Source organism: Streptomyces amritsarensis (genome assembly GCF_001953875.1).
Taxonomy (GTDB): domain Bacteria; phylum Actinomycetota; class Actinomycetes; order Streptomycetales; family Streptomycetaceae; genus Streptomyces; species Streptomyces amritsarensis.
The window spans coordinates 36,032-56,025 of the sequence record NZ_MQUR01000023.1; the positions used below are offsets into that span (position 1 = coordinate 36,032).

A 19,994-nucleotide genomic window follows, 5' to 3' on the forward strand; every position below is an offset into this window, starting at 1 on the left:
CGGCCGCCGGTGGGGATGATTCCCGGACGTCCGCGGGCACGGTAATCGACCTGCGGCAATAAAGTCCGAATAAGCAGCAGGAACAATTCCCGGACGCCGGATCGAGAAGGACCCAACCCCTGCCTGAATAGCGGGAATTAAGGTCCGCGTGAGACCAACTCCACATCACATGGTCATCACAAAGCCCGCGATTCGCCCGGCCCGGCCATCGCCGGGCGGTAACGTCGATTGAGTGCGTACCGATCAAATCCTGACCCGTCTGGAGCGGGTCTTCGCCCGGCTGGACCGGGAACCAGAGCGACCGGCTCATCTGCAGACTCCGCAGATGAGCCGGCACCGCGTCGTGCTCCTGGGATCGACCCTCGCGTTCTACCTCGCCATCGTCGTGGCCGTCCTGACCACGTCCTGGCTGGTCCGCCTGGACTGGCAGATCATGTTCTTCCGGCCCTACGAGCAGTGGCCGCAGCTGCACGCCTTCCTCGACTACCTGGTCGTGCTGGGCCAGCGCGGACCCACCGCCGTCATGGTCGCCGCATGGCTCGGCTGGCGCTCCTGGCGGCAGCACACCCTGCGCCCGCTGATCACCCTCGGCGTCGCGCTGCTGCTGCTCAACGTCACCGTGGGCTCCGTGAAGCTGGGCCTCGGCCGGCTCGGCCCGCACTACGCCACCGAGATCGGCTCGGCCGAACTCTTCGCGGGCGGCGATATATTCCCTTCCGGCCACACCGCCAACGCCGTCGTGACCTGGGGAATCCTGGCCTACCTGGCTTCCACCGTGGTCACCCGGCGGGTGCTGTCCGTGGTGTCCGCGGTCGTCTCGCTGAGCGTCGGCGCCACCACCGTGTACCTCGGCACGCACTGGGTCAGCGACGTCCTGCTGGGCTGGTCCGCGGGTCTGCTGATCCTGCTGGCGCTGCCCTGGTTCGAGCCGCTCATCGCCCGGACCGAGGCCTACGTCTTCGACCTGCGGGAGCTGCTGCGCCGCCGGGCCGAGACCGGGCGGATGCCCGCCCCGGTGGTCTCCGCGCTCACCCCGCTGCTCTCCGCGGGCGGCAAGTGGCAGCTGAAGCCCGTCGCCGGGACCGTCGGGGATTCGGCCGCGGCGCCCGCCGCGGCCGCCTCGGCGGGTGCCGCCGCGGGATACTCCCCGGCGCACCGCGCGGTCGCGCACCCCGCCGGCCGGCCGCACCTGATCCGCTCCGAGCGGACTCCGGTGACGCCGGTCGGCAGCCGCCGTCCGGCCCATCCCGCGCACCCCGCGCACCCCGAGCGGGCCGGAACCCGGGGCACCGCCGCCCGTCCGGTCGCCGGCGGCTGACGGCCACGGCGGGGGCGGTACGCACCCTCCACCCCCGCAGGACGAAGGCGGGCCGGGTCATCGACCCGGCCCGCCTTCGGCGTTCGTCAGCGCCACGCCCGGACGTTCGTCCGTCCCGGGTCACGCTTGTGTCACAGAATATCTACAGTCGCCCATTGTTTTCCGGACCGCGACACGCCCGGGGTACGGGCGCATTCGAATTTCTCCCGGAAACCGGGAAATTGCCGCACACCATTTCCACGGAACCCTCGGACCGGACCAGCTGAATCTCCCTCAGGTCCGCTACATTTCCTTCACTTCTCCGGCCCGACGGCCCGGCCCAGGAGATCTCTGAGGTCCCGCATCCGATCCGTGAGGCCGGGCGGCTCGACCACTTCGAACTCACAACCGAGCAGCATGATGTGAATCACCAGAACGTCCAGGTTCACGGCGCCGGTGCGCAGCAGGCAGGTATCCGCGTCGACCCGTTCCAGGACCCCGTCGCTGGGCGCGATGATCCGCGCCGCCTCCTGCTGCGGCATCCTGAGCCGCACCACCGCGTGGCTGGCGTAGACCCGCTGCGAGACGCCTTCGGAGACGTATGCGGCGAGGTCCTCGGCGGGTGGCGGACGCGGGGTGAAGCGCGGCCCGTGGGGCGGCCTGGGTTCGATCCGGTCGGCGCGGAAGGTCCGCCACGCCTCGCGGTCGAGGTCCCAGGCGACCAGGTACCAGCGGCGCTCCGTGCAGACGAGCCGGTGCGGTTCGACGGTGCGGCGGCTGACATTGCCCTCGTGGTCGCGGTACCCGAAGCGGAGCCGCTCGGTGTCCCGGCAGACCGAGGCCAGTTCGGTCAGCACCGAGGCGTCCACGGTGGAGCGCTGGGAGCCGCGCAGCATCGGCACGGTGAACTCGTTGAGGGCCGACACCCGCCGGCGCAGGCGCGACGGCAGGACCTGCTCCAGCTTCGCGAGGGCCCGTACGGAGGCCTCCCCGATCCCCTCGACACCGTGGCCCGCGGCGGTCCGCAGCCCGACGGCGACGGCCACGGCCTCGTCGTCGTCCAGCAGCAGCGGCGGCAGCTCGGCGCCGGCCCCCAGCTGGTAGCCGCCGCCGGTCCCGGGGGTGGCGTTCACCGGGTACCCCAGCTCCCGCAGCCGGTCCACATCGCGCCGGACGGTGCGGGCGGTGACGCCGAGGCGGTCGGCGAGGCCGGCGCCGGTCCATTCGCGGTGGGCCTGGAGCAGGGAGAGCAGGCGCAGCAGGCGGGCGGAGGTCTCGAGCATCCCCCGAGTCTGCCAGTGGCGCTACCGCGCCCGGCCGGGATCAGCTCGCCCCGAAGTCAGCCCCAGGCACCGGCCCCGCCCCCGACAGGGGGTTCAGCTTCGCCGCAGGCACCGACTTCGCCCCCGACGCAGGGACCGGCTTCGCCACAGGCACCGGCTTCGCCCCCGACGCAGGACTCGGCTTCGCCCCCGGCACAGGGCTCGGCTTCGCCCCCGGCACGGGACTTGGCTTCGGCACAGGGACCGGCTTCGCCCCCGGCACGGGACTTGGCTTCGCCCCCGGCACGGGACTTGGCTTCTCCCCCGGCACAGGGCTCGGCTTCGCCCCCGGCACAGGGATGGGCTCCGGGAGGGTCAGCAGGGTGCCCACCGCGATCGCCTCCGGCTTCGGCCCGATCGTGTCCCGGTTGGCCTCGTACAGCGCCTGCCATCCGCCCTCCACCCGGCGCTCGCGGGCGATCGTGACCAGCGTGTCCCCGGCTCGTACGGTGTGCATCCGCCCGGCGAGCCCGTAGCGCTTCGAGCAGACCGGCCACGCGTTCCATCCCTGCGCGGCGAGGACCTCCTGCGCCACCCGGATCTGCTGCACGCGGTGCGCGAGGTCGGCGCGCGGGGCGAACGCCAGGCCGCCGTACTCCTCCCACGTCGGCTGCCAGAACTGCAGCCCGCCGTAGAAGCCGTTGCCGGTGTTGACCGCCCACCGCCCGCCGCTCTCGCAGTCGGCGACGCAGTCCCAGGGCCATTCCCCGCCGGGCCCGCAGTCCCCCGGTCCGCTCCCGATCACCCCCGGCGAGCCGGGGTGCGCGGCCCCGGCCGGGCCCGGGGCGGGCGGCGGCGGTGCCGCGTCCGCCGCCCCCTGGAACGGTACGAGCGCCAGCACGGCGGCGGCGACGGCGCGGGCGGCCCGGGGGATCCGGAGGTTGGGCATCGGGTCACGCTACGCAGCGCCCCACGGTGCTCCACGGCCCGCCACGCGGCGGGACGCGCCACCCCACCCGGTCGGCCGACCTCCCCGTCCCGCCGAAACGACCGGATCCGGCCACCAACTGCGCACAAGCAGATAACAGTTGAAGCAAAAGCGAAGCCCTGGTCGCACGGTTCACCCTTCCGGGCGCCCGGTTCGAATCCGTTCCCTCAAATGGCGTGACCCCGACCGTCGCTCCTGCGTTGTGCCCGGCGAGCCGGGAGCCTCCCGGACCCGCACCTATGCCGAGGAGCCACCCCGTGCCGCGCATGCTCGACGTCAGTGATGAGGTACGTGCCGAGATCGGCGACGAAGAAGCCGACAGGCTGCTCGTCGGCGACGACGCGCCGCGCAGTTACGACTGCACCTCCTGCCGCACTCCGGGCGACCCCGAGAACGACCGCACCAGCACGGTGCTGTTCGTCGGCGAGGAGACCGCCGTCCTCGCCTTCGCCCACGCCACCTGCATCCCCTCGCAGGTCGTCTCCGTCTCCGAGGAGCAGCTACAAGGCGCGGTCCGCAGCATCACCGGCGACAGCCCGGCCTCCGCTTCGGACACGGGCGCGCCCGCGCCGCAGAACGTCCCCGGCGGACAGGCCGTGCTGGGCATCACCAGCGGCCTCGTACTCATCGGCGGCGAGCTGCACCCGGCCCTGGTGGTCGAGCCGACCGCGCCGATCGCCCGCCCGGGCAGCGACGGCCCCGGCGACGACTTCCTGCCGCTCCTGATCGAGCAGGGCTTCATCCCGGTGACCGACACGTCCGAACTCCCCACCCTCCTCGGCGGCTGGTCGGTGCTCCTCGCGGCCGGGCAGCTGCACGCCGTGCTCCAGCCGGGCACCGAGGGCGGCGGCCAGGTCGCCTGGTGGCAGGCGCACCAGGCGCTGTCGGTCACCGACGGCTGGCGGACCGCCGTCCAGAAGACCCAGCGCGTGCTGATCTACGCCGCCCCGGTCGGCTCCATCGGCCAGCAGCCCCGCGAGGACCTGCTGCGCGACGCGCTGGACAAGGCCGCTGCCGCGGGCAAGCTCGTGGCCGCGGCGATGCCCCTCGCCGGGACGCCCGGCGCCTGATCCCAGCCGGTACCGAGAACGGCCGCCCGGCCCCCGCGGAGGGGGTCGGGCGGCGTGCGCCGGGGGTGTGCGGTCCGTCCCGCACACCCCCGGCGATCTGCGTTTCCGGCCCGTTCACCCCGCATCCGCAGCGCGCCCGTTTCGTTGGCTGATACGTGCATCCATACGACTCCTCCCGCGCCCCGTCCTATTCGGGCACCGTCCCCGCCATGCGTCCCGTACGCGACCGGGACAGCTCTCCGGCCGTCTCGCACACCCCGATCTACGACACGCTGTACTCGGAGTACCTGCGCGCCTTCCGGGCCCTGCCGGGCGACCGTACGGGCGAGGAGGACCTCGGGTTCACGTCCTTCTCCTACGGGGGCGGCTACACCGGCGGCACGTACGGCGGCGGCTGGAGCGGTTCGGCCTGGCAGCGGACCGAATGGCAGCCCTCTTCCTACGGCTCGCAGGCCCCCTCCCCGTCGCCCTCCGCGTCGCAGCCCCAGCCCCAGCCCGCCTACTCGTACGCGGGTAGCCCCGGATACGCCGACGGGCGGCACCACCAGACCGGGATGACGCACATCCCGGCGGCCCTGCCGCCCGCTCCGCGCCGGGGCTACTGACCCCGGACCGCCGCTACTTCTTCTTCTTGTACTGGGCGCCGCGCTTCTCGCGCACCCGCACCGAGATGTGGATCGGCGTGCCCTCGAAGCCGAACTCCTCGCGCAGGCGGCGCTCGATGAAGCGCCGGTAGCCGTGCTCCAGGAAGCCGGAGGCGAACAGGACGAACCGCGGCGGCTTGCTCCCCGCCTGGGTACCGAACAGGATGCGGGGCTGCTTGCCGCCGCGGATCGGGTGCGGGTGGGCGGCGACGACCTCGCCGAGGAAGGCGTTCAGCCGGCCGGTGGGGACGCGCGTCTCCCAGCCCGCGAGGGCGGTCTCGATCGCGGGGACCAGCTTCTCCATGTGACGGCCGGTGAGCGCCGAGACGTTCACCCGGGGCGCCCAGGAGACCTGCTGCATCTCGGTCTCGATCTCGCGCTCGAGGTAGTAGCGGCGCTCCTCGTCGAGCTCGTCCCACTTGTTGTAGGCGATGACGATCGCGCGGCCGGCCTCGACGGCCATGGTGATGATGCGCTGGTCCTGGACGCTGATCGTCTCGGTGGTGTCGATCAGGATGACCGCCACCTCGGCCTTCTCGACGGCCGCGGCGGTGCGCAGCGAGGCGTAGTAGTCCGCGCCCTGCTGGAGGTGGACCTTCTTGCGGATGCCCGCGGTGTCGACGAACTTCCAGGTGACGCCGCCGAGCTCGATCAGCTCGTCGACCGGGTCGCGGGTGGTGCCGGCGAGCTCGTTGACGACGACCCGGTTCTCCTTCGCGACCTTGTTCAGCAGCGAGGACTTGCCGACGTTCGGGCGGCCGATCAGGGCGATCCGGCGGGGGCCGCCGGGGGCGGCGCCGCCGAAGGTCTGCTCGGGGGCCTCGGGCAGGACGTCGAGGACGGCGTCGAGCATGTCGCCGGTGCCGCGGCCGTGCAGGGAGGAGACCGGGTGCGGCATGCCGAGGCCCAGCGACCACAGCGAGGCCGCGTCGGACTCGCCGCTCTGGCCGTCGACCTTGTTCGCGCACAGGACGACGGGCTTCTTCGCCTTGCGGAGCAGCCTGACGACGGCCTCGTCGCTGTCGGTGGCGCCGACCTTGGCGTCGACGACGAAGACGACCGCGTCGGCGGTCTCGATGGCGTATTCGGCCTGGGCGGCGACGGCCGCGTCGATGCCGAGGACGTCCTGCTCCCAGCCGCCGGTGTCGACGACCTTGAAGCGCCGGCCGGCCCACTCGGCCTCGTAGGTGACGCGGTCCCGGGTGACGCCGGGCTTGTCCTCGACGACCGCCTCGCGGCGGCCGATGATGCGGTTCACCAGGGTCGACTTGCCGACGTTGGGGCGGCCCACGACGGCGAGGACGGGCAGCGGGCCGTGGCCCGCCTCCTCGATGGCGCCTTCGACGTCTTCGAGGTCGAAACCCTCTTCCGCGGCGAGCTCCATGAACTCCGCGTACTCGGCATCGCCAAGTGCTCCGTGGTCGTGCTGGTCGTTCATGAAGTCCGTTCCTCGTCGTTCGTGGTGATCGGTGGTGCCCGCGCAGCGCGGTTCCACTACTGGTTCAAGTCTCGCTCAGCGCCCGGTCAGGCGCTTGGCGTCGGCCAGGTGGGCGGTCAGCCGGTCCTGGATGCGTACGGTGGCCCGGTCCAGCGCGGTACGGGTGCGGCGGCCACTGCCGTCCCCGGCGTCGAAGGCCGAGCCGAAGACGACGTCGACCCGGCTCTTGAAGGGCGGCAGCCCCGGGATCAGCCGGCCGCGGCCCTCGGCGCTGCCGAGGACGGCGACGGGCACGATGGGCGCGCCGCTGCGGACCGCGAAGTACGCCAGTCCCGCGCGCAGCGAGGCGAAGTCGCCCTCGCCCCTCGTGCCCTCGGGGAATATCCCCAGCGCCCCGCCCTGGTCGAGCACGGCGAGGGCGCGGCCTATCGCCGCCCGGTCGGCGCCGGAGCGGTCGACCTTGACCTGCCCGATGCCGTCCAGGAAGGGGCCGAGCGGGCCCACGTACGCTTCCTTCTTGATCAGGAAGTGCAGGGGGCGGGGCGCGGTGCCCATCACCATGGGGCCGTCTATGTTGTGCGTGTGGTTCACGGCGAGGATGACGGGGCCCGAGGCAGGCACCTTCCAGGCGCCCAGTACGCGCGGCTTCCACAGCCCGTACATGAGGCCGATGCCGATGCGCCTGCCGACCGCCGCGCCCTTGAGGGAGGGCGTTCGGCTCACCTGCGGCCCGCCCGCTTCTCCTCCACGAGCGTCACGACGCACTCGATCACCTGGTCGAGCGTGAGCTCGGTGGTGTCCACCTCGACCGCGTCGCCGGCCTTGGCCAGCGGGGAGGTCTTGCGGCCGGAGTCCGCGGCGTCGCGCTTGATCAGCGCCGCCTTGGTGGCCGCGAGGTCGGCGGCCTCCTTGCCGCGGAGCTCTCCGCTGCGCCGGGCGGCGCGCGCCTCCGCGGAGGCCGTCAGGAAGATCTTGAGGTCGGCGTCGGGCAGGACGGTGGTGCCGATGTCCCGGCCCTCGACGACGATCCCGTCCGCGTCCCGTGCCGCCTCGGCGGCGATGGAGCGCTGCAGTTCGGTGATGAGGGTGCGCACCTCGGGGACCGCGCTGACGGCGCTGACCTTGGAGGTGACCTCCTGGGTGCGGATGGGGCCGGCGGCGTCGAGGCCGTCCACCGTGATGGTGGGGGCGGCCGGGTCGGTGCCGGACACGATGGAGGGCTTGCCGGCGGCGACCGCCACGGCCTGCGCGTCGTCGGTGTCGACCCCGTTGGAGATCATCCACCAGGTGATGGCCCGGTACTGGGCACCGGTGTCCAGGTAGCGCAGCCCGAGCTTGGCGGCCACGGCCTTGGAGGTGCTGGACTTGCCCGTGCCGGAGGGACCGTCGATGGCGACGATCACGGCGGACGGAGCTGCGGTTTCCACGGTGCGGGCACCTTCCTGGTTGCGCGTGCGTGTCAGGGCGCGGCAAAACGCCCCCCTGCAAGGTTACCGGCCCGCGGCACCCCCCGGCCCCGCCCCTGGTTCGCGCACCTCGCGGGCTCAGGAGGTGCGCAGGGCCCAGCCCCGCTCCCGCAGCTCCGCGGTCAGGCCCGCCGCGGACCGCGGCTCCACCATGAGCTGCACCAGGCCGGCCTGCTGGCCCGTCGCGTGCTCGATCCGCACGTCCTCGATGTTGACCCCGGCGCGGCCGGCGTCGGCGAAGATCCGGGCCAGCTCGCCGGGCTGGTCGCTGATGAGCACGGCGACCGTCTCGTAGACCGTGGGCGCCGCTCCGTGCTTGCCCGGGACCCGTACGCGGCCCGCGTTGCCGCGGCGCAGCACGTCCTCGATGCCCGCCGCACCGCCGCGGCGCTTGTCCACGTCGGCGGACTGGAGGCTGCGCAGCGCGTCGACGGTCTCCTCCAGGTCGGCGGCGATCCCGGCGAGGACGTCGGCGACCGGGCCGGGGTTGGCCGACAGGATCTCCACCCACATCCGCGGGTCGGAGGCGGCGATCCGGGTCACGTCGCGGATGCCCTGCCCGCACAGCCGTACGGCCGTCTCGTCGGCCTCCTCCAGCCGGGCCGCGACCATGCTGGAGACGAGCTGCGGGGTGTGCGAGACGAGCGCGACGGCCCGGTCGTGGGCGTCCGCGTCCATCACCACCGGCACGGCCCGGGCGAGGGCCACCAGCTCCAGCGCGAGGTTGAGGACCTCGTGGTCGGTGTCCCGGGTCGGGGTGAGCACCCACGGGCGGCCCTCGAAGAGGTCCGCGGTGGCGGCCAGCGGCCCGGACTGCTCCTTGCCCGCCATCGGGTGCGTGCCGATGTAGGCGGTGGCGTCCACGCCGAGCGCGGCCAGTTCCCGCCGCGGTCCGCCCTTGACGCTGGCCACGTCCACGTAGGCGCGCGCCGCGCCGCGTCCTATGAGGTCGGCGAGGGTCGCGGCCACGTGGGCCGGCGGCACGGCGACGATCGCGAGGTCGACCTGCTCCTGCGGGGGCTCGTCGGTGCCGGCGCCGAGCGCGGCCGCCGTGCGCGCCCGGTCCGGGTCGTGGTCGGCGAGGTGCACGGTGATCCCGCGGGCCGTCAGGGCGAGCGCCGCGGAGGTGCCGATCAGTCCGGTTCCGATGACGACGGCGGTTCTCACGGGGCGCTCCACGGGTGCGTGACGACAGGTTCTGACTCAGGGTAGCCAGAGGTGACGCCGCGGGGCCCGGCTGCCCGCCCTGTGGGACGGCGGCCGGGCCCTCGGGACGGCGTCTTCAGGACTTCTGCTGCCTGATGATGTCCTCGATCGGACCGGAGGGGATCACTCCGCCCGGTGTCAGCCTGTCGACCGCCCGCGGCAGGCTCTGCGCGATCCGGTCCGCGGCCTGTTCCGGGCCGGGCCGCGCGGACAGCGCCGTACCCGGCTCGGAGACGTGGACAATGTCGCTCATAGCGGATGTCATCGCCAGCCGGTGCCCGCGGCGGCGGCCGCTGCGGTAGAACGATCGGCATGATCTTCCACATCGTCCCGCTCGCCGACTGGACCGCCTCCCCCGAGCTCCCGTACGCGCCGCCCTCGCTGGACTCCGAGGGATTCGTGCACTGTTCGGCGGACCGCGCGACGGTGCTGGGCATCGCCGACACGCACTACCGGGCGCAGCCGGGGACCTTGCTGGCGGTCGAGCTCGACGAGGACGCGCTGACCGCGGAGGTCCGCCGGGAGGGTGATTCCGGCGACCGTTTCCCACATGTTTTCGGTCCGCTGAACCGGGACGCCGTAGTCCACGTGTGGGAGGTCGTACGCACACCTGGCACACCCGCATCACTGGCACCGTGGCAGCGGAGCTCGTGATTCGGGCGCGGCAGGCTTCACCTGAGGCCCGCCACACGTCAGGATGCTGCACGCCGATCCGCCACACAGCGAGGAGACACTGATGAGCGACCCCACGCAGACCGCCCGGCGCAAGGTACTGGTGATCGGAGCGGCCACCCTGGCCGGCGGTGCGCTCACCGCATGCGGCAGCGGAGGTGACGGCGGCAACACCGCGTCCGCCGAACCGAACGGCGCCGCCAGCCCGCCGCCGGGCGACGCCCCCGCCAACCCCTCGGCCGGCGGCGCGCCCGCGGGGAAGGCCATCGCCAAGGCTGCGGACGTGCCCGTGGGCGGCGGCAAGGTGCTCAAGGAGCAGAAGGTCGTCGTCACCCAGCCCACCGCGGGATCCTTCCGCTGCTTCACCGCGGTCTGCCCCCACCAGGGCTGCCTGGTGACCAAGGTGGAGAACAACGCGATCAACTGTGCGTGCCACAACAGCGAGTTCAAGGCCACGGACGGCGCGGTGGTCAAGGGACCGGCCACCAAGGGCCTGGCCGAGAAGAAGATCACGGTCGCCGCGGACGGCAACATCACGCTCGCGTAGCGGTCGCTCGCAGCCCTGCCGGCCTGCGGAAAAGGCCCGGCAGGGCGGCTGCGCCCGGGCGTAGGCTCCCGGGATGGACGATCTGACACTGGTACGGGAGCACACGGTCTACCGGTGCGTGATGGGCTCCCGGGCGTTCGGGCTGGCCACGGAGGCCAGCGACACCGACCGGCGTGGTGTCTACCTCGCCCCGACACCGCTGTTCTGGCGGTTCGAGAAGCCCCCCACGCATGTGGACGGCCCGCGGGACGAGGAGTTCTCCTGGGAGCTGGAGCGTTTCTGCGAACTCGCCCTGCGGGCCAACCCGAACATCCTGGAGTGCCTGCACTCCCCCCTGGTGGAACACGTCAGTGCGGTCGGCGCGGAACTGCTCTCCCTGCGCGGGGCCTTCCTCTCCCGCCGGGCCCACACCAGCTTCGGCCGGTACGCGGCCTCCCAGCACGGCAAGCTCGTCGCGGACGTCCGCCTCCACGGCGCGCCGCGCTGGAAGCACGCCATGCACCTGCTGCGCCTGCTGCTGTCCTGCCGCGACCTGCTGCGCACCGGCCATCTGGCCATCGACGCGGGCCCGTACCGAGACCGCCTCCTCGCCGTCCGCCGCGGGGAGCTGACCTGGGACGAGGTCGACACCTGGATGACCCGGCTGCAGGAGGAGACGGAGGACGCCCTGGCCGGCACTCCCCTGCCGGAGGAGCCGGACCGGGCCCGGGTCGAGGACTTCCTCGTCCGCGCCCGGCGCGCGTCAGCCCTCCAGTGACGTCCGCCGGCGGACGACGTAGGCGTCCAGCATGGATCAGGCATCCCAGAGGGTGCCGAAGGCCAGGAGTTCGTCCCGGTACTCGATGCGGCCCTCCCACTCGCGCGGCCAGACGTCCGCCCCGAGGTGGGCTCCGGCGAAGGCGCCGGCGAGGCAGGCGAGGGAGTCGGAGTCGCCCCTGGTGCAGGCGGCGCGGCGCAGGGCGGTCAGGGGCTCGTCCGGGAAGAGCAGGAAGCACTGCAGGGCGGTGGCGAGGGCCTCCTCGGCGATCCAGCCGTCGCCGGTGGTCAGGCAGGGGTCGGTCTCCGGGGACGGGGACCGCAGGGCGGCCGCGAGCCGGTCCAGCACCTCCAGGCACTCGTCCCAGCCGCGCGCGATGAAGGACTCCGGCGTGGCGTCGGAGGCGGTCCGCATCCACAGGTCGCCGAGCCAGCGCTCGTGGTAGCGGGTGCGGTTCTCCAGGGCGTACGAGCGCAGCCGCCCGACCAGGCCGGTGACCTCGGTGCCGGTGGCCAGCAGGTGGACCGCCAGCGCCGTCAGGTCGGAGGCGGCCAGGGCCGTCGGGTGGCCGTGGGTGAGGGCGGACTGGAGCTGGGCCGCACCGGCCCGTTCCTCGTCGGTCCAGCCGGGCACCAGCCCGACGGGGGCCACCCGCATGTTGGCCCCGCAGCCCTTGGAGCCGGTCTGGCTGGCGTCGCGCCAGTCGCGCTGCGGATCGTTCAGCAGGTTGCAGGCCCGCAGGCAGGTGTTGCCGGGGGCCCGGTTGTTCTCCGGGGAGTGGTACCAGTCGACGAACTCCTCCCGGACCGGGCGGGTCAGGCGCAGCGGGCCTATGGGTCCGCGGTCGGTGGCGGTCCGGATGCCGCGGGCCAGGGCGAGGGTCATCTGGGTGTCGTCCGTGACGATCGCCGGGCGGGGCAGGCGCATCTCGCGCCACGGGCCGGTCTTGGCGAGGATCGCGGGGACGTCGTTGAACTCGGTCGGGAAGCCCAGTGCGTCGCCCAGGGCGAGGCCGACCAGCGCGCCGGTCGCGGCTCGTTTCGTCATGGGGTGGGTCCTTCCGGTCGGAGCAGTGGTGGATGGAGCGCGGTCGCCGGGCCGGCCCGGTAGAGGGCGGCCGGTTTGCCGCGGCCCCCGGTGAGCCGGGCGGCGCCCGGTACGGCCTCGACGAACCCGGGGGTCGTCAGGACCTTGCGGCGGAAGTTGGGACGGTCGAGCACGGTGTCCCAGACGGTCTCGTACACGGCCAGGAGCTCCCCGAGCGTGAACTCGGGCGGGCAGAAGGCGGTGGCCAGGCAGGTGTACTCCAGCTTCGAGCGGATCCGCATCCGTGCGTCCGCCAGGATCACCGCGTGGTCGAAGGCCAGGTCCGGGACCTCGCCCAGGGGCAGCCAGCGGGCCTGCGCCGCGTCCCCGCCGCCTTCGGCGGCCGGTTCGGGCAGGTCCGGGACGAGGGCCGTGAAGGCCACCGAGACGACCCGCATCCGGGGGTCTCGGTCCGGTTCGCTGTAGGTGCGCAACTGCTCCAGGTGCAGGGCCGCGACGACCTGCTCGGGCAGGCCGGTCTCCTCGGCCAGTTCGCGGCGGGCGGCGGTCTCGGCGGACTCCCGCGGCAGGACGAACCCGCCGGGCAGCGCCCAGGAGCCCGCGTACGGCTCCTGGCCGCGCCGGATCAGCAGCACGTGCAGGGCGCCGCCGCGCACGGTGAAGACGGCGAGGTCCACGGTCACCGCGAACGGCTCGAAGGCATGCGGGTCGTAGCCCGGGTCCACCGCCCCGCTCATCGGTTCTCCGGGAGGGGGTCGGCGAACCGCCAGCCTTCGGCGAGCAGTTCGTCCACGGCCGCCGCGGCCGTGGCGAGCCGCTCCCGGCGGTTGCCGCGTACGGAGAGGTAGCGCTTCCCGGTCGCCTCCAGTTCCTCGCGGAAGCGGCGGGTCATCCAGGGTCTGAGTTCGGGCCCGTCGCGCAGTCCGTCGTCCTCGAAGGGCACGTCGGCGTCCTCGGTCAGCAGGTACAGGTCCCGGTGGGTGAGGGCGGCGATCCGCTCGACCTCGGGGTTGCGGCCGCCCATGTACCGCTCGTGCCAGATGCCGGTGGCGAAGGAGTCGGTGTCGCAGACCAGTACCGGGGAGCCCTGGCGGGCCGCCCGCTCCTCCTCTTCGTCCTGGCGGCGGGCGATGACGGGGAACTCCTCGGAGGTGAAGGAGACGTCCGCCCAGGTGGCGGCCGGGTCGGCGGCCCGCGCCGCGGCGAGCTTCTCCTCGCTGTAGCGGCGGCCGTACTCCTCGACCCAGCCGGTGGCGGCCCAGACGCCGCCGCGCGCCCGCAGGTGCGCGGCCAGGTCCCGGGACAGGGTGGTCGTCCCGGTGGACTCGGCCCCCAGGACGACGACACGGCGCGCGAGGCGGGCCCGTACGGCCGGGCCGAGGAAGTCCCAGCAGGCGGCCGGGTCGGCCCGTACGGCGGTCCCGGAGACAGGGAAGAGGGTCCGGGCGGGATCCACGCAGACCTCCTCGGCACCGAACCTGCGGGCGAGCTCGGTGCCGTACTCCTCGGAGGTGAAGACGGCGTCGACACGGCGGCCGACGGCGGCCCGGAAGATCGCCATGTGGGCCTCCCAGATCTCCGGGTCGTGCAGGTCGACGGGGATGTCGTCGACGGCTCCGACGACGTCCGCGTCCGGGTGGGCCTCGCGCATCCAGGCGACGCGGTCGGCGAGCGGCACCGATTCCACGGAGGCGGCGCAGACCAGGACGGTCAGCCTCTCGCAGCGGTCCTGGGCGGTGCGCACCAGGTGGTGGTGGCCGGCGTGCGGCGGGTAGAACTTGCCGAGCACCAGTCCGTGGCCGAAGCGCCTCATGCCGTCGCCTCCAGGGCGGTACGGGCGCCGCGCTGCGGGAGCGAGCGCCGCCAGCCGAGCAGGCCTGCGACGCAGAGGGCGAGGAAGCCGACGTAGAGCAGGGCGGTGAGGTGGAGCCCCTTGTGGACGTACAGGGGGATGTAGAGGAGGTCGGCGGCGATCCACAGCCACCAGGACTCGACCAGCTTGCGGCACTGGCCGTAGGTCGCCGCGAGGGAGAGCGCCGTCGTGGCCGCGTCCCAGACGGGGACGGTGGAGTCGGTGGCGCGGGCGAGGAGCAGGGTCAGGCCGAGGGTCCCCGCCGCCCCCGCCGCGGCGAGCCAGACCCATTCGGTGCGCGTGGTGCGGCGCACCGGCAGGGCTGCGGCGGTTCCTGGTCCACCCCCGTGGGTCCAGGACCACCAGCCGTACGCGGCGAGGGCGATGAAGACGATCTGGAGCCCGGCGTCGGCGTAGAGGCCGGCCTGGGCGAAGAGCACGATGAAGAAGACGTTGTTGGCGATGCCGATCGGCCAGTTGGCGATGTGCTGTCGGGCCACCAGCCAGACGCACAGGGCGCCCGTGGCGAACCCGAGCACCTCGGTCCAGCTCAAGGTCCAGTTCATGCCCGACCCGCCTTCCTTTAATAGTCACTGTGACTATAAACAGGGATGCGGGGCTCGGGCAAGGGAGAAGCCCGCAGTGCCGTGGGCACTGCGGGCTTCTCGTGGAGCGGGGTCGGGCGGAGGGACTACAGGCCGACCTCGCGCATCAGCATGCCGACCTCGGTGTTGGTCAGGCGGCGCAGCCAGCCGGACTTCTGGTCGCCCAGCTCGATCGGGCCGAAGGAGGTCCGGACGAGCTTGTCGACGGGGAAGCCCGCCTCGGAGAGCATGCGGCGCACGATGTGCTTGCGGCCCTCGTGGAGGGTCACCTCGACCATGTAGTTCTTGCCGACCTGGTCCAGGACGCGGAAGTTGTCGGCGCGGGCCCAGCCGTCCTCGAGCTCGATGCCGTCCTTGAGGCGCTTGCCGATGTCGCGCGGCAGCGAGCCGGTGATCGCGGCGACGTAGGTCTTCTTCACGCCGTACTTCGGGTGCGTCAGGCGGTGGGCCAGCTCACCGTGGTTGGTGAGCAGGATGATGCCCTCGGTCTCGGTGTCCAGCCGGCCGACGTGGAAGAGGCGCGTCTCGCGGTTGTTGACGTAGTCGCCCAGGCACTGGCGGCCGTCCGGGTCCTCCATGGTGGAGACGACACCGGCCGGCTTGTTCAGCGCGAAGAACAGGTACGACTGGGTGGCGACGGTCAGGCCGTCCACCTTGATCTCGTCCTTCGGCTGGACGCGCTTGCCCTGCTCGGTGACGATCTCGCCGTTGACCTCGACGCGGGCCTGCTCGATGAGCTCCTCGCAGGCGCGGCGCGAGCCCATGCCGGCGCGGGCGAGGACCTTCTGCAGCCGCTCACCCTCCTGCTCGGCCCCGGGGAAGGTCTTCGGAGTCTTGATCACGGGCTTGTCGGCGTACCGGTCGCGCACGCGCTCCTCGATGCGCGCGTCCAGCTCGCGCGGGCGGGACTGGCCGCTGCGGCTGCCCGGACCGCGGCGCGGGCCGCCGGCGCCGCCGATGCCGGGGGTCTTGGAGGCCTTGGGGCTGCCCTTGGCACCACCGCGCGCGGCCGCACCGCGGGCGCCGCGGGTGCGCTCACCCTCGGGGCCCACGTCGTAGCGGCGCTCCTCGGGGCGCGGGTTGCGGGGGCGCTGGGGAGCCTGGTCGCGGTCACGGTCCCGCGAGCCGCCCTGGCCGCCTTGGCCACCCTGGCCGCCCTGGCCGCCGCGGTAGCCGCCGCCACCGCCGGAGCCGGAGCCGCCGCGGTAGCCACCGCCGCTGCCCGAGCCGGAGCCGCGGTAGCCACCGCCGCCGCCGGAGCCGCCGCCACGGGCGCTACCGCGCCCGCCGCCGCCGGAGCCGCCGCTGTTCCTGTTGCCACCGTTGCCGTTGCCGCTGCTTCGCATCAAAGTTCCGTCGTCTTGTCGTCTTCATCGGTGTCCGGTGCGTCCGGATCGAACGACGGCACACCTTCTTGCGTCTCGGCTTCGATCGCGTCCGCCTCGGGGAGGAAGGGCGCGAGCTCCGGGAGCTCGTCCAGGCCGCGCAGGCCCATCCGCTCCAGAAAGTAGTTCGTCGTCCTGTATAGGATCGCACCTGTTTCGGGTTCCGTCCCCGCCTCCTCCACCAGACCGCGCTGGAGGAGGGTCCGCATGACCCCGTCGCAGTTGACTCCGCGCACGGCGGAGACCCGCGACCGGCTCACCGGCTGGCGGTACGCGACGACCGCCAGGGTCTCCAGCGCCGCCTGCGTCAGCCGGGCCTGCTGGCCGTCCAGGACGAAGGCCTCGACGGCCGGGGCGTACTGCGCGCGGGTGTAGAACCGCCACCCGCCCGCGACGAGCCGCAGCTCGAAGCCCCTGCGCGCGGCCGTGTACTCGTCGGCGAGCTCCCGCAGCGCGTCCGCCACCTCGCGCGGGGTGCGCTCCAGCACCTTGGCGAGGTGCGCCTCGGTCGCGGGCTCGTCCACGACCATCAGGACGGCCTCCAGGGCCGGCTTCAGTTCCAGTGCGGCCACCGCGCCGCCGTCGCCGCTCAATCCTTCGCCTCCACGATCTGGTCGAACTCGTCGGTCACGGTCGGCATGCCGTCGCCGTCCCCGCCGCTCCAGCGCACGGTGAGGGTCCGCAGGGCCTCCTCCTGGTCGAGGGCGACCGCCTTCTCCCGGTAGAGCTCCAGGAGCGCCAGGAAGCGCGCCACGACGGTGAGGGTGTCCTCGGCGTCCTCGGTGAGCTCCTGGAAGGTGGCCTCGCCGCGAGCCTTCAGCATCCGCACGACGACGCCGGCCTGCTCGCGCACGCTGACGAGGGGCGCGTGGATGTGGTCCACGTACACCTCGGGCTTGGCCTTCGGCTGCATGGCCTTGACGGCGAGCCGGGCGAACCCCTCGGCGCCGATGCTGATGACGACGTCGGGCAGCAGGTCGGCGTGGTGCGGCTCCAGGCCGACCGTGCGGGGGTAGCGCCGGCCCTCGATCTGCGCCCGCCGCTCGAAGATCTCGGCGATCTGCTTGTAGGCGCGGTATTGCAGCAGGCGCGCGAAAAGCAGGTCGCGGGCCTCCAGGAGGGCGAGGTCGGCCTCGTCCTCGACCTCGGCCACCGGCAGCAGCCGGGCGGCCTTCAGGTCGAGCAGGGTGGCGGCGACGACGAGGAACTCGGTGGTCTGGTCGAGGTCCCAGTCGGGCCCCATGGCCCGGATGTGCGCCATGAACTCGTCGGTGACCTTGGACAGCGCCACCTCGGTGACGTCGAGCTTGTGCCGGGAGATCAGCTGGAGCAGCAGGTCGAAGGGCCCCTCGAAGTTGTCGAGCCGCAGCGTGAACCGCCCGTCGCCCCCGGGGGCGGTGGCGCTCCCGCCCTGGCCCGGCCCCGCCCCCTCGGCACGCCCTGCCGCGTCCGCGGCCCCGGCGCCGTCGGCCGGCCCGGCCGGATCCCCGGTCTCGGCGGCCTGGCCCGTGGCGGGGGCCTCGGCGGCCGCCGGTTCGGACACCGGGGCCTCGGCGGCGGCACCCGGCCCGCGTCCCAGGCTCCGGCGGGCCGGGCGGGCGGCGTGGTGATCGGGGGGCATGGCGGTCCAGGTGGCTACGGAAAGGAAAGAACGGCAGGTCGAACACGGGAAGCCTAAGGGCTGTCCCGTGATCCCCGGTGGATCAGCGCACGGCGTCAGATGCGGTGCATCGCAAGGCGGAGGAGCGTCCTCGTACTGGGCGTATGCGGGCGTTCCGACAACGCAGCGAGGTGCCGCGGCTGTCGTCGCGCGCCCGCCGGGGATTACGGGACAGCCCTTGGGCCCCGGCCGAACGATTCCCCGCCCGGCGGGCCGGGACGGTGGGCCCGCCGCCCCCGCACCGCGCGGCGAGCCGCCGGCGCCCAGGCGTCCCGGTGCGGCCGGGAGCCGCCACCGGTACCACCGGGCGTCCCCGGCAGGCTGCTCCGCGCGTACGGTGCCCCCACCGGCGGTCCGGCTGCGTGAGCGGACCGGCGGCAGCCCCGCACGCGGCGAGAGGCCGCCGACGGCAGGTCGGCGGCCTCTCGGCGAAGCATCGGGCGCGGCAGCGGCGCCGGCCACCACCTGCGCGGCACCCGGGGTCCGGCCGAGCGGCGCCGCAGGGGGTTCAGCGGCCGCGGAGGCGGCGGACCAGGATGCTGGCGTCCCCCCGGGACTCCAGGTCGGCCAGGACGACCGCCACCGCCTCGCGGACGATGCGGCCGCGGTCGACGGCCAGGCCGTGCTCCCCGCGCAGCACCAGGCGCGCGTGCTCGAGGTCCATCAGTTCCTCGGCGGAGACGTAGACGGTGATCTTCTCGTCGTGCCGTTCGCGGCCGCTGGGCCGCCGGTTCGCACCGCGGCCCTGGCCCTTGCCCCGCCGGGTCGCCCCGGCCGGGGCGGAAGCCGCCCCGGCGGCCGGGCCGGCCTGGCTGACAGAACCTTCCTGCGGTCGCCGCGGCTGCCCCACCACGGGGCCGTCCGCCTGCGTACCGGCCTCAGCCTCCCGGCTGCGGCCCTCTCCCGCCGTGCCACCGGCCGGAGCGGCCGAGTGTTCCGCGGCGGATGCCTCGTCGGCCCCGCGGCGCGGCGAGGACGACTGGAGCGCCATCCCCCCGGTCGTACGGAACAGTTCGTCGGCGCCGGGCAGACTCACTCGGCGTGACACCGGGCGAGCACCTCCCTGGCCAGCTGGCGGTAGGCGGCGGCGCCGACGGAGTTGGACGCGTACGTCGTGATCGGCTCACCGGCGACCGTGGTCTCCGGGAAGCGCACCGTCCGGCCGATGACCGTGTGGTAGACGTGGTCGTCGAAGGCCTCGACGACACGCGCCAGCACCTCGCGGCTGTGCACCGTACGGGAGTCGTACATGGTGGCGAGGATGCCGTCGAGCTCCAGCTCGGGGTTGAGCCGCTCCTGCACCTTCTCGATGGTCTCGGTCAGCAGCGCCACGCCGCGCAGTGCGAAGAACTCGCACTCCAGCGGGACGATGACCTTGTGAGCCGCCGTCAGGGCGTTCACGGTCAGCAGACCGAGCGAGGGCTGACAGTCGATCACGATGTAGTCGTAGTCGGCCATCAGGGGCTTCAGCGCCCGTTGCAGGGTGGACTCGCGCGCGACCTCGCTGACCAACTGCACTTCCGCAGCGGACAGGTCGATGTTGCTCGGCAGCAGGTCCATGTTGGGGACCGCCGTCTTGAGCAGCACCTCGTCGGCCGACATGCCCCGCTCCATGAGCAGGTTGTAGACCGTCAGGTCGAGTTCCATCGGGTTCACGCCGAGGCCCACGGACAGTGCGCCCTGCGGGTCGAAGTCGACGAGCAACACGCGGCGCCCGTACTCGGCGAGCGCGGCACCCAGGTTGATCGTCGACGTGGTCTTGCCCACGCCGCCCTTCTGGTTGCACATCGCGATGATCTTCGCCGGACCGTGGTCGGTCAGCGGACCCGGGATCGGGAAGTACGGCAGCGGGCGTCCGGTCGGGCCGATCCGCTCACGGCGCTGGCGGGCAGCGTCGGGGGCGAGGGTGGCCGCGTACTCGGGGTCCGGTTCGTACTCCGCGTCGGGGTCGTAGAAGTGCCCCTCGGGCACATTGTCGTAGTCGGCGAATCCCGTGGGCGTATCGCCGCTCAGGTCGCCGGCCCTGGAGTTCACGTCTAGGCCGTCCATGCTCTTTTGGGGCGTCGTCATGTGCTGGTGGTTTGCGAAGGTGCGTACT

22 protein-coding genes are annotated in these 19,994 nt (G+C 73.1%); 6 read left to right on the plus strand and 16 right to left on the minus strand.

What is annotated here, in order from left to right; all coding sequences use genetic code 11:
* The first annotated feature begins 232 nt into the window (after nt 1-232).
* Nucleotides 233-1,318: a phosphatase PAP2 family protein gene (locus AVW11_RS12900; RefSeq protein ID WP_076044049.1), complete on the plus strand. Its 1,086-nt coding sequence runs from the start codon at nt 233-235 to the stop codon at nt 1,316-1,318.
* A 293-nt stretch (nt 1,319-1,611) separates the two neighbouring features.
* Here the strand turns inward: AVW11_RS12900 and AVW11_RS12905 are convergent, their stop codons facing one another.
* Nucleotides 1,612-2,580, minus strand: coding sequence for a helix-turn-helix transcriptional regulator (locus AVW11_RS12905; protein WP_076044050.1), 969 nt, complete (start codon nt 2,578-2,580; stop codon nt 1,612-1,614).
* Nucleotides 2,581-2,620: 40 nt separating this feature from the next.
* Nucleotides 2,621-3,508, minus strand: coding sequence for a LysM peptidoglycan-binding domain-containing protein (locus AVW11_RS38295; protein ID WP_079250609.1), 888 nt, complete (start codon nt 3,506-3,508; stop codon nt 2,621-2,623).
* A 296-nt stretch (nt 3,509-3,804) separates the two neighbouring features.
* Here AVW11_RS38295 and AVW11_RS12915 point away from each other — a divergent pair, with 296 nt between their 5' ends.
* Nucleotides 3,805-4,617, plus strand: a complete 813-nt coding sequence (locus AVW11_RS12915) for a hypothetical protein (RefSeq protein WP_031154070.1) — start codon at nt 3,805-3,807, stop codon at nt 4,615-4,617.
* A 209-nt stretch (nt 4,618-4,826) separates the two neighbouring features.
* Entirely contained in the window at nt 4,827-5,222 is a 396-nt protein-coding gene (locus AVW11_RS12920) for a hypothetical protein (RefSeq protein WP_234362334.1), read from the plus strand.
* Nucleotides 5,223-5,235: 13 nt separating this feature from the next.
* Here the strand turns inward: AVW11_RS12920 and der are convergent, their stop codons facing one another.
* The 5 genes from der to AVW11_RS37385 form a co-directional block, all read right to left on the minus strand.
* On the minus strand, nt 5,236-6,699 hold the full coding sequence (gene der, locus AVW11_RS12925) for a ribosome biogenesis GTPase Der (RefSeq protein WP_030855303.1): 1,464 nt from the start codon (nt 6,697-6,699) through the stop codon (nt 5,236-5,238).
* 75 nt (nt 6,700-6,774) lie between these two features.
* Entirely contained in the window at nt 6,775-7,464 is a 690-nt protein-coding gene (locus AVW11_RS12930; RefSeq protein WP_076044051.1) for a lysophospholipid acyltransferase family protein, read from the minus strand.
* Nucleotides 7,419-8,126, minus strand: coding sequence for a (d)CMP kinase (cmk, locus tag AVW11_RS12935; protein WP_030855306.1), 708 nt, complete (start codon nt 8,124-8,126; stop codon nt 7,419-7,421). Before cmk ends, AVW11_RS12930 begins: the two co-directional genes overlap by 46 nt.
* Nucleotides 8,127-8,243: 117 nt before the next feature.
* Nucleotides 8,244-9,332 carry a prephenate dehydrogenase gene (locus tag AVW11_RS12940; protein WP_060179963.1) on the minus strand — a complete coding sequence of 363 codons (1,089 nt, stop codon included), beginning with the start codon at nt 9,330-9,332 and terminating at the stop codon, nt 8,244-8,246.
* A 115-nt stretch (nt 9,333-9,447) separates the two neighbouring features.
* Complete coding sequence (locus AVW11_RS37385; RefSeq protein ID WP_158076130.1) at nt 9,448-9,624, minus strand: hypothetical protein; 177 nt, start codon at nt 9,622-9,624, stop codon at nt 9,448-9,450.
* 59 nt (nt 9,625-9,683) lie between these two features.
* On the opposite strand from AVW11_RS37385, the gene AVW11_RS12945 reads away from it, so the two are divergent.
* The 3 genes from AVW11_RS12945 (at nt 9,684) to AVW11_RS12955 (ending at nt 11,347) form a co-directional block, all read left to right on the plus strand.
* Complete coding sequence (locus AVW11_RS12945; protein ID WP_060179962.1) at nt 9,684-10,025, plus strand: DUF952 domain-containing protein; 342 nt, start codon at nt 9,684-9,686, stop codon at nt 10,023-10,025.
* 82 nt (nt 10,026-10,107) lie between these two features.
* Entirely contained in the window at nt 10,108-10,590 is a 483-nt protein-coding gene (locus tag AVW11_RS12950; RefSeq protein WP_076044052.1) for a Rieske (2Fe-2S) protein, read from the plus strand.
* Nucleotides 10,591-10,663: 73 nt separating this feature from the next.
* Nucleotides 10,664-11,347, plus strand: coding sequence for a nucleotidyltransferase domain-containing protein (locus AVW11_RS12955; protein ID WP_030855312.1), 684 nt, complete (start codon nt 10,664-10,666; stop codon nt 11,345-11,347).
* 36 nt (nt 11,348-11,383) lie between these two features.
* Here AVW11_RS12955 and AVW11_RS12960 read toward each other — a convergent pair whose 3' ends face one another.
* The 9 genes from AVW11_RS12960 to AVW11_RS13000 form a co-directional block, all read right to left on the minus strand.
* Complete coding sequence (locus tag AVW11_RS12960) at nt 11,384-12,394, minus strand: ADP-ribosylglycohydrolase family protein (RefSeq protein ID WP_060179959.1); 1,011 nt, start codon at nt 12,392-12,394, stop codon at nt 11,384-11,386.
* A complete protein-coding gene (locus AVW11_RS12965; protein WP_060179958.1) occupies nt 12,391-13,131 on the minus strand; it encodes an NUDIX hydrolase in 741 nt (246 codons plus the stop codon). The genes AVW11_RS12960 and AVW11_RS12965 overlap by 4 nt, the downstream gene beginning before the upstream one ends.
* Nucleotides 13,128-14,207, minus strand: a complete 1,080-nt coding sequence (locus AVW11_RS12970) for an AAA family ATPase (protein ID WP_060179957.1) — start codon at nt 14,205-14,207, stop codon at nt 13,128-13,130. Before AVW11_RS12970 ends, AVW11_RS12965 begins: the two co-directional genes overlap by 4 nt.
* On the minus strand, nt 14,204-14,812 hold the full coding sequence (gene pnuC, locus AVW11_RS12975; protein WP_060179956.1) for a nicotinamide riboside transporter PnuC: 609 nt from the start codon (nt 14,810-14,812) through the stop codon (nt 14,204-14,206). Before pnuC ends, AVW11_RS12970 begins: the two co-directional genes overlap by 4 nt.
* 125 nt (nt 14,813-14,937) lie before the next feature.
* A complete protein-coding gene (locus tag AVW11_RS12980; protein WP_076044053.1) occupies nt 14,938-16,197 on the minus strand; it encodes a pseudouridine synthase in 1,260 nt (419 codons plus the stop codon).
* Entirely contained in the window at nt 16,197-16,829 is a 633-nt protein-coding gene (scpB, locus tag AVW11_RS12985; RefSeq protein ID WP_030855320.1) for an SMC-Scp complex subunit ScpB, read from the minus strand. The genes AVW11_RS12980 and scpB overlap by 1 nt, the downstream gene beginning before the upstream one ends.
* Nucleotides 16,826-17,857 (minus strand): segregation and condensation protein A, encoded by a 1,032-nt coding sequence (locus AVW11_RS12990; RefSeq protein ID WP_076044054.1) that lies wholly within the window; start codon nt 17,855-17,857, stop codon nt 16,826-16,828. The genes scpB and AVW11_RS12990 overlap by 4 nt, the downstream gene beginning before the upstream one ends.
* A 547-nt stretch (nt 17,858-18,404) precedes the next feature.
* A complete protein-coding gene (locus AVW11_RS12995; RefSeq protein ID WP_076044055.1) occupies nt 18,405-18,944 on the minus strand; it encodes a hypothetical protein in 540 nt (179 codons plus the stop codon).
* Nucleotides 18,929-19,966 (minus strand): ParA family protein, encoded by a 1,038-nt coding sequence (locus AVW11_RS13000; protein WP_225884681.1) that lies wholly within the window; start codon nt 19,964-19,966, stop codon nt 18,929-18,931. The genes AVW11_RS12995 and AVW11_RS13000 overlap by 16 nt, the downstream gene beginning before the upstream one ends.
* Between the last annotated feature and the right edge of the window lie 28 nt (nt 19,967-19,994).

Excerpts from the sequence above, each read along its gene's own strand:
- AVW11_RS13000 (WP_225884681.1), bottom strand. The coding sequence starts at position 19,966 with ATGACGACGCCCCAAAAGAGCATGGACGGCCTAGACGTGAACTCCAGG.
- pnuC (WP_060179956.1), bottom strand. The coding sequence starts at position 14,812 with ATGAACTGGACCTTGAGCTGGACCGAGGTGCTCGGGTTCGCCACGGGC.
- AVW11_RS12955 (WP_030855312.1), top strand. The coding sequence starts at position 10,664 with ATGGACGATCTGACACTGGTACGGGAGCACACGGTCTACCGGTGCGTG.
- AVW11_RS38295 (WP_079250609.1), bottom strand. The coding sequence starts at position 3,508 with ATGCCCAACCTCCGGATCCCCCGGGCCGCCCGCGCCGTCGCCGCCGCC.
- AVW11_RS12980 (WP_076044053.1), bottom strand. The coding sequence starts at position 16,197 with ATGCGAAGCAGCGGCAACGGCAACGGTGGCAACAGGAACAGCGGCGGC.
- AVW11_RS12920 (WP_234362334.1), top strand. The coding sequence starts at position 4,827 with ATGCGTCCCGTACGCGACCGGGACAGCTCTCCGGCCGTCTCGCACACC.
- AVW11_RS12945 (WP_060179962.1), top strand. The coding sequence starts at position 9,684 with ATGATCTTCCACATCGTCCCGCTCGCCGACTGGACCGCCTCCCCCGAG.
- AVW11_RS12970 (WP_060179957.1), bottom strand. The coding sequence starts at position 14,207 with ATGAGGCGCTTCGGCCACGGACTGGTGCTCGGCAAGTTCTACCCGCCG.
- AVW11_RS12965 (WP_060179958.1), bottom strand. The coding sequence starts at position 13,131 with ATGAGCGGGGCGGTGGACCCGGGCTACGACCCGCATGCCTTCGAGCCG.
- AVW11_RS12905 (WP_076044050.1), bottom strand. The coding sequence starts at position 2,580 with ATGCTCGAGACCTCCGCCCGCCTGCTGCGCCTGCTCTCCCTGCTCCAG.
- AVW11_RS37385 (WP_158076130.1), bottom strand. The coding sequence starts at position 9,624 with ATGAGCGACATTGTCCACGTCTCCGAGCCGGGTACGGCGCTGTCCGCG.
- der (WP_030855303.1), bottom strand. The coding sequence starts at position 6,699 with ATGAACGACCAGCACGACCACGGAGCACTTGGCGATGCCGAGTACGCG.
- AVW11_RS12950 (WP_076044052.1), top strand. The coding sequence starts at position 10,108 with ATGAGCGACCCCACGCAGACCGCCCGGCGCAAGGTACTGGTGATCGGA.
- AVW11_RS12960 (WP_060179959.1), bottom strand. The coding sequence starts at position 12,394 with ATGACGAAACGAGCCGCGACCGGCGCGCTGGTCGGCCTCGCCCTGGGC.
- AVW11_RS12990 (WP_076044054.1), bottom strand. The coding sequence starts at position 17,857 with ATGCCCCCCGATCACCACGCCGCCCGCCCGGCCCGCCGGAGCCTGGGA.